General features: G+C 47.3%; 10 protein-coding genes. 2 read left to right on the top strand and 8 right to left on the bottom strand.

The features are described from left to right. Positions 1-31: 31 nt before the first annotated feature. A complete protein-coding gene (locus gpAD87_RS13605) occupies positions 32-1,363 on the top strand; it encodes an MFS transporter (protein WP_064638861.1) in 1,332 nt (443 codons plus the stop codon). 154 nt (positions 1,364-1,517) lie between these two features. Beyond that, entirely contained in the window at positions 1,518-2,642 is a 1,125-nt protein-coding gene (locus gpAD87_RS13610; RefSeq protein ID WP_064638862.1) for an AbrB family transcriptional regulator, read from the top strand. Between the two features lie 74 nt (positions 2,643-2,716). Here the strand turns inward: gpAD87_RS13610 and gpAD87_RS13615 are convergent, their stop codons facing one another. The 8 genes from gpAD87_RS13615 to gpAD87_RS13650 form a co-directional block, all read right to left on the bottom strand. Further along, entirely contained in the window at positions 2,717-2,920 is a 204-nt protein-coding gene (locus gpAD87_RS13615) for a hypothetical protein (RefSeq protein ID WP_064638863.1), read from the bottom strand. Positions 2,921-2,997: 77 nt separating this feature from the next. Continuing rightward, the gene (locus tag gpAD87_RS13620) at positions 2,998-3,261 is read right to left on the bottom strand and encodes a zinc/iron-chelating domain-containing protein (RefSeq protein ID WP_064638864.1); all 264 of its coding nucleotides are present in this window, start codon (positions 3,259-3,261) and stop codon (positions 2,998-3,000) included. A 29-nt stretch (positions 3,262-3,290) separates the two neighbouring features. Then, positions 3,291-4,145, bottom strand: a complete 855-nt coding sequence (locus gpAD87_RS13625) for a hypothetical protein (protein WP_064638865.1) — start codon at positions 4,143-4,145, stop codon at positions 3,291-3,293. 275 nt (positions 4,146-4,420) lie between these two features. Beyond that, positions 4,421-6,433 (bottom strand): PTS system trehalose-specific EIIBC component, encoded by a 2,013-nt coding sequence (treP, locus tag gpAD87_RS13630; RefSeq protein WP_064638866.1) that lies wholly within the window; start codon positions 6,431-6,433, stop codon positions 4,421-4,423. Between the two features lie 29 nt (positions 6,434-6,462). After that, on the bottom strand, positions 6,463-8,184 hold the full coding sequence (gene treC, locus gpAD87_RS13635) for an alpha,alpha-phosphotrehalase (RefSeq protein ID WP_064638867.1): 1,722 nt from the start codon (positions 8,182-8,184) through the stop codon (positions 6,463-6,465). 312 nt (positions 8,185-8,496) lie between these two features. Beyond that, positions 8,497-9,849, bottom strand: a complete 1,353-nt coding sequence (dctA, locus tag gpAD87_RS13640) for a C4-dicarboxylate transporter DctA (protein ID WP_064638868.1) — start codon at positions 9,847-9,849, stop codon at positions 8,497-8,499. Between the two features lie 240 nt (positions 9,850-10,089). Then, positions 10,090-10,782, bottom strand: coding sequence for a metal-dependent hydrolase (locus gpAD87_RS13645; RefSeq protein ID WP_064638869.1), 693 nt, complete (start codon positions 10,780-10,782; stop codon positions 10,090-10,092). A gap of 89 nt (positions 10,783-10,871) precedes the next feature. Next, positions 10,872-12,563, bottom strand: coding sequence for a glycoside hydrolase family 13 protein (locus tag gpAD87_RS13650; protein ID WP_063563388.1), 1,692 nt, complete (start codon positions 12,561-12,563; stop codon positions 10,872-10,874). Positions 12,564-12,667: the final 104 nt, after the last annotated feature.

Raw genomic sequence — 12,667 nt, forward strand, 5'->3', positions numbered from 1 at the left:
ATCACTGCACAGGCAGACTGGGGGAAACCACTTGAGACTTCTACAACAGATTCATGCTGAAATTCGGGGCTGGTCCCGCAATATTCAATTGTTTTTTCTGGCAAGCATCTTGTATCAGATCGGAAATGGCATGTTCTCTGTCTTGTACAATCTGTACATTCAGGGTCTGGGCTACAATGATACAATGAACGGCCAGATTGTAAGTATTCAATCACTTGCGACAGCGATTATGTTTGTTCCCATCGGACTATGCGGCGATTTCTTCAGCCGTAAGCGGCTGCTGATTACCGGCGCCTTGTTCAGCGGAATATTTCTGATTGGCCGTTCCTTCGATTATTCTGCCAGCGGACTGATCTGGTTTGCTGTATTTTCAGGACTTTTCGCTGGCGTATTTCAGGTACTGGCCATTCCCTTCCTCGCTGAGAATGTGAAAAAAAGTCAACGACTGAAGATGTTCAGCTATTACTCCTGCCTCGTACTCGCTTCTCAGGTACTCGGCAGCTTGGGTGGTGGCATATTTGCAGACCTGCTTCATACGGCTGGCCTTGCCAAAGTCACTGGTTTGCAAACGGTATTGTTCGTAGGTGGGGCAGCTACACTGGTTGCGTTTATTCCGATGTTGTTTGTATCCGAGGATAAGAAGGCACCACAAGCGGATACTCCGGCGCAACCTGTCATTGAATCTGTAACATCTGCAACGGATGGCAAACAGGATGTCGTTCATTCCGCAGTACAAGGCAGCAAGAACGTTACTCTTAGCCAAAAGAAAGATTCCCGTTTGATCGGTCAATTTGTCATAACCCAATTATTAATCGGGTTTGGTTCTGGACTGGTTGTGCCTTATTTAAATCTGTATTTCACCAACCGTTTTTCGGTGTCCTTAAGTGCCATGAGTCTGCTCATTTCGTTGGGTCAGATCATGACCATTGTATCCATGCTGATTGGACCTACACTGGCGGCCAAGGTGGGAAGTGTTCGAGCTGTCGTCATCTTCCAGGTCATGTCACTGCCTTTCCTGCTGCTGACCGGCTTTACGAATATGCTGCTGATCGCTTCGGTGAGTTTCTTATTCAGACAAGCGCTGATGAATGCAGCCAATCCGATTCAATCCGCCATTCTGGTGGACAGAGTATCGGACAAACGCCGAGGAATCGCCAATTCACTGATGCAGACCGCCTTTATGATTGGATGGGCCACCATGGGACCCGTGCAATCCTACCTCGTGACCACTTATGGCACGTATTGGGGTTACGCGATCACGTTCAGCATTACAGGCAGTTTATACGTGATTTCCTCACTGATGTACTATATGATGTTCAAAGAACCGAAGCCTTCTGCCCGTGTTCTTGCCGCAAACAGATAAATGATAACCATTCAGCAGGACAGTGGATGAATCAGCTTCCTGTCCTGCTTCGTAATGAGACAATCACCGTCCAAGGATCAATCATTGTATCTTATCATCAGGAGTGAGCTTACATGTACTTCAATCTACCTCATGCAGCCGAAAGACGACGCGGATGGAACTGAGACACAAGCTCGGTTCCCACGTTGTCTTTCGGTTTTTTCTAAGTTTGACTGTCTCTGTTCTTGGCGGGTTAGTATTTACAGCAATCCACACTCCCATTCCTTGGCTTCTTGGCCCGATGATTTTTATGCTGGTTGGTTCACAGATTGTTAAGCTGCCGCTCATGTGGCCCGCTTCCATTCGGGACTACGGTATTCTAATCGTGGGTTACTCCATCGGATTAACACTGACGGGAGAAGCACTGCAAGGCATTCTGCACCAGCTGCCTATGATGCTGCTCATGACCCTTCTCTTAATCGGATTATGTACATTGACCGCCTATGTTGCTTCAAAGCTGACAGACTTTGACTTTCCCTCCCTGCTGGTTGGCAGCATTCCTGGTGGACTGTCCCAGATGGTCTCCCTTGCCGATGAGATGAAATCCATCAATCTGACGCTCGTTACTTTTTTGCAGGTCACGCGGCTGATCATGATTGTTTTCTGTGTTCCGTTCCTGCTGTTCAGTCCATGGATCGGGGGAACAACAAGTGGCGGCACGGATCAGCCAGTGATCGAGACAGCAACTTGGGCAGCACTCTTTCCCGAAATCTTGCTCTATGCCCCGCTCTGTGTCGCTGGTGCATGGATTGCACGCAAGCTTCGGTTTCCGACAGCGTTTATGCTTGGGCCCATGATCGTCATGTGTGTTATTCAATTAAGCACAACGATGCACACACCCAATCTGCCGCCGTCCCTGCTTAATATTTCGCAATTGATGATTGGCAGTCATGTGGGTCTGATGCTTCGTCCTCAGCAGCTGCAACGCAAGATGCAGACCATAACACTCGCAATCACGAGCAGTGTTCTCCTCATCGCAGGTTCGCTTGGCTTGAGCTATATATTAATGAGGATGTTCTCTCTCTCGGCCGCTACATCATTGTTGAGCATGGCACCTGGCGGAATGGATCAGATGAGCATCATGGCCCATGAAGTCAATGCCAACCTATCGGTGGTGTCCGGATATCAGTTGTTTCGCATCTTATTTATATTCTTTATCGTCTCTTCGCTCCTTAAGATGATTCTCATGCATATGTTGAGGAAAAAAGGGGCGAGCACCATTCTTCGGTCAAGTAAATAGGAAGTGGACATACCAAAAAGAGTATCCGACTGATTTCCAGACTGCGGATACTCTCTTTTATGTGTTTGCTCAAGTTATGAATAAACCCGACTATACATCCAGCTTACAATGCCCACGGTTACAGCGGCCGCCCCAATAATAAATGCATAATAGCCAAGTTTGCTTTTTGACTCTGATGTCTGCTTGTCATAGAAGTCTGAGTTTCGCCTGTAGAATCCCATCCACAGTTCTCCAATCATATTCACAACGACCATCACAAACCGTTTGGCAAGTCCCATTTCATCCCATACCCCTTTCTTTTCTCAAACCCCTTCCATATTAAGTATAATTATCCTTTCCCCTCAAAACAACTCTGTCACGCTGAACTCGGGGCAGTTTCCTGTTCCAGCCAGCTCAAACGTTCAAACGCCTCCTGATCCGTGCTGCCACACATCTCTTTTGAAGCCTGTAATCCGCTGCATACAGCGGGGCGCTCTTTCTGACCAAAGATTCCGCAACGATTGTCCTCCGTCAGCTGTACACAGCGCACACCTGCGGGCTTGCCATTAGCCATCCCGGGTATCGGCGATGAGATGGAAATCGCGATACAGCATGCGGCACAGCCTGTCCTGCATTCCATAATTATTGTCCTCCCTTCATATCTGACATTTAACGTGATCCACGATTCACCCACGTCCACGTTCGAGCCAAACCCTGTGCAATTCTCCGATTCATGGTTCCATTCGAGAAATATCCACCATGACTCAACGGATTCCAGCTCCCAATTACACCGCCAGAGTTAATTTCCACGTCTTCGTTGACCGCTGCCTCATAGGCAGGATCAATAGGTCGCAGCGGGTAACCCAGAATATCATCCCGATCATAAAAGTTAATCCATTCCCCTTCAAGCCCAGGAAAGTACTGCCCTGCCAACGGTGAAGGTACCTGAATCGGCCGGCTAAAATTATGATACCGTAAGCTCCATAATGGCAATGTCGTTCCAAAGGAATAAAAGTTCGTTAAGGTATCTCCCCGTTCCAATGCGGAAGTAACATCCACGATGGAGGGCGTGCGACTAGACGGATATTGCAGATCATAGAAAAAATTACTTGCAATCACTGCGCCCAAACTATGTGCAATGATACAGAGTGGAGCTTCTGGCCCATTCCGCTGGGCAAGTGCATGCATCGCCCGATTCAGCGTATAATGTACCGCATCATAGTTATGCCCTTGATTTTCCACAGGTTGATACGCGACGGCATCAGCCAGATAATGTATAACAAATCGACGCAACACTTGATAGTTCAAACCCTGAGAGCTGACAAGCTGCTGAAACAGCGCCTCTTCCCGATCCTCAAATACGTCAGCCCAAAATACGGGCTCAATATCCAGCATCTGTTTGGCTGCTCCCGGCAACACCATAACCTGATCCAATTCCTTATGCAATCGCGAAATCAGTGTATCCGCATAATTTTCCTTTTGCATACCCAGACCATGAATGACCATTACCGCAACACGAGTCATGGCTCTCCTCCTCCGTCCATTGACTAGCTACTCTCTTTGAACCATATGAACTTCTCAATGTGAACATGCATAGTCCTGATGAACAAGCTTTCCGATCGCTACGAACATGAGATTTTGCCACATGTATCCTAGATACATTTTACCACGTAACCAATAAAAAAAACGAAATCTATAAAGAGTAAACCCATACAAATTGGTATGTGTTCAGCTTTATCTCGGTATCGAGATGAAAAAAAGAAGCTGCGAATATCGCAGCTCCCCATTTGTTCGTAAACTTAACCTTTCAAATGAACCTTAAGCACACCGTTCTGATTGGATGTAACATCACCTGTAGTGACCTCCACCCGATCAACCATGTCCTGACCGTCCGGAATAATGATTGGCGTAATGAGCGGGTATCCCGCAGCTTCAATCACTTTACGGTCGAATTCAAGCAATGTTTGCCCGGCTCTTACCTTCTCTCCAGTTTCAACATGCATGTTAAATCCTTCGCCTTTGAGCGATACCGTATTAATCCCGACATGAATCAGAATCTGCAAGCCACTCGCGTGCTCAAGAATGACAGCATGTTTGCTCTTGATGACATGGGCAACCTGAGCATCAAACGGGGCAACGACCTGATTGCCAGAAGGTTCAATGGCAACCCCTTCACCCATTTGTTTCTCTGCAAACGCCGGGTCAGGTACTTGTTCAAGCGGAACAGCTTTACCTGTTAATGGTGCCATGATTTCCAGTGTATTCACAGGCTCATCCGCCACCTGAGCAGCACTGCGTGTGCGTGGCTCTGCAACTGCATTTGTTGTAGTTGTGCTAGAAGCTGATCTCGCTGTAGGTGTTTGACCACCAGCTACAGTAGCTTGATCTGCGTTGCGGTCTTCTTTTCTCAACTTCGCTCTTCCGAAAATAACAGTCAGTACGAACGGAACAACCAGTACAATAGCCATACCGATGAAGAATACTCCCCATTTGTTCGGGAAAATGGACAAGAATCCAGGTACGCCACCTACACCGATAGAGGTTGCCTGAACATTATTCATCGTAAGCAGAACACCGCCGATCGCAGAACCGACCATACCGAAGATAAACGGATAACGATAACGGATATTCACCCCGAAGATCGCCGGCTCGGTTACCCCGAGGAAGGCTGAAACGGATGAAGTTGCCGCAAGTCCTCTCATTTTCTTCTCACGAAGCACGAGCATCATAGCAAGTGCGGCAGAACCTTGCGCGATATTGGACAGTGCAAGCATCGGCCACAGGAACGTTCCGCCTTGGCTACCAATCAGCTGTACGTCTACCGCTAGGAACGTATGGTGCATTCCTGTAATAACGAGCAATGCGTACAGTCCACCGTAGATCAGACCGCCCAGAGCCGCATATGAATCGTAAATATAGATCAAGCCGGATGTAATTCCATTCGCAATGGCAAATGTAACTGGACCAATGATTGTAAATGCCAGGAATCCGGTAATCAATAAAGTGACAGGTGCAACTACAAGCAGTTTGATCGAATCATGCACCCTTTTGTTCAGGAAAATCTCCAGCTTGGCAAGCAGATAGGCGGATACCAATACCGGCAGAACCTGCCCCTGATAACCGATCTTCTCAATATGCCAGCCGAACAGATTCCACGTAGGCACGGTGCCTTCGTTGACTGCATTGGCGTAGCCATAAGCACTCAGCAGATCGGGATGTACCAGGATCAGACCAAGTACAATCCCGAGCAACGGACTGCCGCCGAACCTTGTTACAGCGGACCAACCAATTAACGCAGGCAGGAAGGTAAAGGCTGTGCTCGCAATGGTATTAATAATAGATGCGAGATCCTTCCATGCCGGATATACATCCACCAGTGATTTTCCATCAAAGAATATGCCTGGTCCTGTCAGAATGTTATTAATACCGAGCAAGAGACCGGCCGTGATGATGGCTGGCAGGATCGGGATGAAAATGTCCGATAGCGTTTTGATCGCACGCTGAATCGGGTTTTGCTTTTTACCCGCAACAGCCTTCACGTCATCCTTGGAAGCGCGTTCGCCCCCGGTAATCTGAATCATTTCATCATACACTTTATCCACAAGCCCAGGTCCGATGACCACCTGGAATTGTCCTTGTGAGGAGAACTGGCCTTTGACCAGATCGTTCTGTTCCAGACTTTCCGTATCTACTTTACTTTCGTCGTATAGGGCGAACCGGAGGCGTGTGACACAATGCGTTGCAGCTTCAATATTATCTTTGCCGCCGACCGCGCGAACGATCTCCTCAACCTGTTTTTTTTCAATTGCCATATTGTCACTTCCCATTTATATAATGTGAATTAGTCCTGTTGCGGTAAAAGCCACATATAGGATGAATACGGGCTCAGGGAGATTTCTTGCTCAAGTGCAGGCGATACCTCCGTATTGCCAATCAGCAGCTCTGCGGATTTACCCGCAATGTGGTCATTCCAGACGGCTTCAGAGAAAGCAAATTTTACGTCCCCCTTGCTGAAGTTGGATACCACAAGCAGCGTCTCGCTTCCATTGGTCCGCGCATATGCGAATACGTCTGGGTGTGCATCGTCCAAACGTTCATACAGACCGTCCGTCAGCACACCAACCTGTTTGCGCAGAGCAATCAGCTTGCGATAATGATAATAGATCGAATTCGGGTCAGCCATCTGCTGGGCCACATGAATCGACGGATATCGTTCGTCCACTTTGATCCACGGTGTACCCGTTGTAAATCCGGCATTTTCGCTTCCATCCCATTGCATCGGTGTCCGGGAATTGTCCCGGGAACGCTCTTTCACAATTTGGAATGCCTCCTCAGCGGATTTGCCCCGTTCTTCCTGAAGCAGTCGGTACATATTGGTTGATTCAATATCACGGAACTCGCTAACGTCATTCCAGACCGGATTCGGCATCCCGATCTCTTCACCTTGGTATACGTAAGGTGTTCCCTGCATGCCATGTATTGTCGTAGCGAGCATTTTGGCACTCTCAGCACGATAATTTCCATCATCAGCGAAACGAGACAACGCCCGCGGTTGATCATGGTTGTTCAAGAACAACGCATTCCATCCCCCACCTGCCTGCATACCTGTCTGCCACTCACTAAATAACTGTTTCATCGCTTCAAAATCGTAAGGCATCAGTTCCCACTTCTGTCCATTCGGATAATCCACTTTCAGATGGTGGAAATTAAAAGTCATGGAGAATTCCCGGGAAGCAGGGTTTGAATATTTGATGCAATGCTCCAGCGTAGTGGAGGACATCTCCCCAACCGTTACCATATTGTGTGGTCCAAACACCTCTTCATACATCTCTGTAATGTACTCATGCACACGTGGTCCATCGGTGTAGAACTTACGTCCGTCGCCTGGGGAAACGCTACCATCATCGTCGGGGAAACGCTGGTCCTTGGAGATCAGATTGATGACGTCCATACGGAAACCATCTACACCCTTCTCCGCCCAGAACTTGATCATGTCCCGTACTGCCTTGCGTACTTGCTCGTTCTCCCAATTCAAATCAGCCTGTGTTTTGTCAAACAACGTTAGGAAATATTGTCCTGTCTGCTCATCATACTGCCAAGCAGGTCCGCCGAACTTGGATTGCCAGTTATTCGGCACACCGCCGTCCGGAGCAGGGTCCTTCCAAATATAATAATCGCGATATGGGTTATCCTTGGAAGAACGTGATTGCTGGAACCACTCATGATCCGTAGAAGAGTGATTCACCACGATATCAATCATCAGCTTCATGCCACGTGCCTTCAGACCTTTAAGCAGTTCGTCAAAATCTTCCATCGTACCAAAATCAGGATTAATCCGATAATAGTCCGCTACGTCATAACCGTTATCATGCTGTGGAGAGACATATACGGGCTGCAGCCACACGATATCAATACCGAGATGTTGCAAGTAATCCAGCTTTTCGGTCAATCCCCGAATGTCTCCGGTACCCGATCCAGTTGTATCGTTGAAACTCTTGGGATATACCTGATACACCGTGGAAGTTTTCCACCACGATGATGAAGTTGTGTTGGTTGAACTCATGTTAACGCCTCCAATAAATTGTATTGCTTATGTGGTTCTCTTGGCCTAACTCCATTTATATATTACATAACTAAACATGTATATACAAGTTGAAACTTCGATATGCTATCTTTTTCCTCTTCTACACATTCCCCATTAATGATTCCTCTGTAACAATTATTTTGCTGCATGCGTTCGAAAACTCCATGATATCTGTATCTGAAACGAAAAAACCGTCTGTTACCCCATGATTTCATGCGGGTAAACAGACGGTTCAAATTTAAAGATAGGATGAGTTAAAAGTTCATACGAAGCCATTTCACTTCCTGTTTCTTACAGTATGTCCGTTGAAACCATTCCTTTTCCCTGTTCCCTTTTGTTCAACTTCACCGAGGACAAGGATGCTTGTTCTTCTCTCTCCAGCTCTTCTGCACTAATCTCCCCGGAAAGCACGGCCCGCATACGTTTTTGGTCCAACAGCCCTTCCCATTTCGCCACGACAAATGCCGCAACACAGTTGCCCATCAAATTCGTGAATACTCTCATGGTATCCATGAAGCGGTCTGCACCTAGCAGTAAGGCAACAGCCGCTACTGGGAATGCATTCAGGGCAGCAGCTGTAGCAGACAGAGCAAGGAATGCGGAGCCAGGTACACCCGCCATACCTTTGGAGCTAAGCATTAACACCAGTAAAATCGTAATCTCTTGTCCCAGTGTCAGATCAATGCCAACCGCCTGAGCCAGAAAAACCGTCGCTAGCGATAGGTAGATCGAGGCTCCGTCCAGATTGAACGAGTACCCTGTCGGGACAACGAGACCGACGACAGCACGGTCACATCCTGCCTTGGTCAGCTTGTCCATCATGCGGGGCATAACGACTTCCGAGGAACCTGTACCAATCGCGAGCATCACTTCGGAACGTGAATATTTTACAAATTGCAGAAAGTTCAGCCCTGTGATCCACCAGGCCGCCAGTGCAAGCATCACCAGAAACAATAACGCTGCTCCGTAACAGGCAATAATCAGCAAACCGAAGGAGGACAGTGTGGATGCCCCATACGCTCCAACCGTGTAAGCCATGGCGCCGAATGCTCCGATTGGTGCCAGTTTCATAATGTATCCAATAATGAGGAACAAGATACCCAATACATTTTCAATCAACGTCAGCACATTCTCCTTCGCCTTACTTTCCGTTGCTGCCAAGGCTACCCCAAACAAACAGGCAACGAGCAGCACTTGCAACAATGCATTTTGTGCAAAAGCATCTACAACACTTGTTGGAATAATATTCATAATAAAGTCGACCACATGCGGCAGTTCAGAGCCATTGGTTTTGGCTTCGATGCCACTTGCATCAAGGGTCGAGGGGTCCACGTTCATGCTTGCACCCGGACGAAGCAGATTGGCTGTGCCAAGTCCAAGGACGAGGGTAACCGTCGTTGCGATTTCAAACCACAGAATGGCTTTGAATCCAATGCGTCCAACCGATTTCAGATCACCGATTTTGGCAATGCCTGTCACGATAACCATAAAGATTAATGGAGCAATGATCATTTTGATCAACTTGATAAAACCTGTTCCGAGCGGCTGCAGCAGACTACCCAGATCAGGCCACAGAATACCTACACCAATCCCGATGATAACCGCTACAATAATTTGAAAAAACAATGATTTCACGAATGACATGAACGCTCCCCCTGTTTTTAGGTCAATTCGGATTTCTATTTGGTTTCCGTGTAATTTTTTATAACATTTGAGCATGAACTTCAACAATGGAATTTCACAGTTTTTGTCATTCAGACCAACTATGGAGTACTAAATTGAACTTGAAACCGAAAAAAGACGAATATCACGTCAGTTATCTTGACGTGATATTCGTCTTTAGCTTTGTATACCTTTTATGATTGAACAGTGATTAATAGAGCATTACAGGGTAAGGGATTGTCCCGGTGCCAGCACACGGCCTTCCAGACCTTTGGAAGCAAGCTGCTCCACAAACTTCTCGGCATCTTGACGAATAACCGGGAACGTATCATAATGCACCGGAATCGTCAGCTTGGCATTGAACCATTCAGCAGCCTGCAGTGCATCCTCCGGTCCCATGGTGAAATGTCCACCAATAGGCAATAGTGCTACGTCGATATCATGGCGGTCACCAATCATTTTCATATCACCGAACAGACTAGTATCTCCGGCATGCAAAACGGTTTTGCCACCAATGTTAATAATATATCCTGCAGGCAATCCTGCGTACATGATCCGTTGTTCCTCTTCCAGTACGATACCGGACGTATGGAAAGCCTGAATCATTTTGGCTTGCGCAAAGCCAAGATCCACCGTTCCACCCATGTTCATGCCAAGGGTGTCCAGGCCTTTCCATGACATATATGTAGCCAGTTCCACAATCGCAACCACCTTAGCATTGTTAGCCTTGGCGATGGGTTCAGCATCCAAAATGTGATCCATATGTGCATGTGTCAGTAAAACGGCATCGGTCTTGATGTCTTCCGGTTTGGTGACAGCAAGTTCATTGCCACGCAGGAAAGGATCAATGATCAACGACTTCTCTTCTGTGCCCAGTTGTACACTGGAGTGTCCGTGGTAAGTAATATTCAACAACTTGGTATCCTCCTGACATATGCGTTCGTTTGGTTTGATTTTCAACCCATATTATAATTCAAAACTCTTCGACAAAGCAAAATGATGTCTCATCTCTGCATTCGATAAACCCTTGCTTCATATGGCTGAAGAAGTATCGCACCCTTATCGGTGGAATATCGTCTGCTGACATTGCTAATGACCGTCTTGGCATTTTCATCGTTCCAACCCTCAGGCCATTGCATCTCAGGCTCATGTTCACGGAAATTCAGAATAACAAGCATCTGCTCATCATCCAGCGTCCGGGTATAGGCATAAATATCGGGATCATTGGGCAAGAGCAGCTCGTATTCCCCATAGATAAGTACTTTATGTTGTTTGCGAAGAGCGATTAGTTTACGGTAATAATGCAAAATGGACTGGGGATCACGTTCGGCATCCTCCACATTAATCTCAGGATAATTCGCATTCACCTGAATCCATGGCTCACCATCGGTAAATCCGGCATGTTTCGTATCATCCCACTGCATCGGTGTACGGGCATTATCACGACTCTTGCGCCAGATCGCTTGCATGACTTCATGTTTCGCTCGCCCTTGTCCAATATGCTGCCGATAATAATTCATCGTTTCAATATCCCGATAATCCTCAATATTAGGGAAAGCAACATTGGTCATGCCGATTTCTTCCCCTTGATAAATGTAAGGCGTACCCTCAAGGGTGAGCATCCAAGTAGCCAGCATCTGGGCAGAGCGCACCCTGTACTTTCCATCATCACCGAAACGGGATACCGGACGCGGCTGGTCATGATTGCCCATATAATTGGCATTCCAGCCTCTGTCATGCAGCACGGTTTGCCAGCGGCTCATAATTTCTTTCAGCTCGGGCAGCTTCCACTCTCGATAGTTCCATTTGCCGATTCCAGATGATTGAGCGTCCACAAACATATGCTCAAACTGGAACACCATATTGAGCTCATTCCGATCTGTCCCAACATAGGCCAGCGCCTGTTCCGGTCCAAGCCCGGAAGTCTCTCCAACAGTCATTGGACCATACGGCTTCAGGATCATGTCATTAAGTTTATTCAGAATCGAATGCACCTGCTCGAGGTTGGAAAAAAGCTGGTACGCAGGAACGACCGGCAGATTATCCGGATTATGTGCGCTGGGTAACCCCTCCGCCTTGCCGATATGCGCCACCGCATCGAAACGGAAACCATCCACACCCTTTTGCAACCACCAATGCACCATCTCATACATCTCTTCTGCCATCTGTGGATTGTTCCAATTCAGGTCAGGCTGGTGTTCTGTATAGAGATGCAAATAATATTCATTCGTCTCCGGATCAAGCTTCCACACAGAACCCCCAAAGTAGGACTCCCAGTTGTTTGGAACCTGACCATTTTTGCCTGAACGCCAAATATAATAGTCCCGTTTCGGGTTCACTTTCGATGAACGTGACTCGGCAAACCACGCATGTTCATCCGACGTATGATTCAGCACCAGATCCATCATGATCTTGAGACCGCGCTTGTGCGCCTCAGCCAGCAAACGGTCAAAATCCTCCATCGTGCCATACTTACGTAAAATGGAGTAATAATCACGGATATCGTATCCGTTATCATGACCAGGTGAATCGTAGATTGGACAAATCCAAATTACATCCACGCCCAGATCAGTCAAATAATCGAGCTTGTCATATATCCCCTGCAAGTCACCCTGACCGTCCCCATCCGAATCTTTGAAGCTGTTGGGATAGATCTGGTACACCACACTCTCTTTCCACCAAACGATATAGACCACCTCGCTTTCATCACTCTTTACTATATAACCCGTTAGTATGTTTTATCCGAAATGTCCCTCTTATAAACAGAAAAGATCCATGAACACAAAAAGACCCGATCATT

The sequence above is a fragment of the Paenibacillus sp. AD87 genome (assembly GCF_001659845.1).
GTDB lineage: Bacteria > Bacillota > Bacilli > Paenibacillales > Paenibacillaceae > Paenibacillus > Paenibacillus marchantiae.

Coding starts and splice junctions, on each gene's coding strand:
- treC (WP_064638867.1), bottom strand. CDS start 8,184: ATGAGTTCAACCAACACAACTTCATCATCGTGGTGGAAAACTTCCACG.
- gpAD87_RS13615 (WP_064638863.1), bottom strand. CDS start 2,920: ATGGGACTTGCCAAACGGTTTGTGATGGTCGTTGTGAATATGATTGGA.
- gpAD87_RS13610 (WP_064638862.1), top strand. CDS start 1,518: ATGGAACTGAGACACAAGCTCGGTTCCCACGTTGTCTTTCGGTTTTTT.
- gpAD87_RS13620 (WP_064638864.1), bottom strand. CDS start 3,261: ATGGAATGCAGGACAGGCTGTGCCGCATGCTGTATCGCGATTTCCATC.
- gpAD87_RS13625 (WP_064638865.1), bottom strand. CDS start 4,145: ATGACTCGTGTTGCGGTAATGGTCATTCATGGTCTGGGTATGCAAAAG.
- dctA (WP_064638868.1), bottom strand. CDS start 9,849: ATGTCATTCGTGAAATCATTGTTTTTTCAAATTATTGTAGCGGTTATC.
- treP (WP_064638866.1), bottom strand. CDS start 6,433: ATGGCAATTGAAAAAAAACAGGTTGAGGAGATCGTTCGCGCGGTCGGC.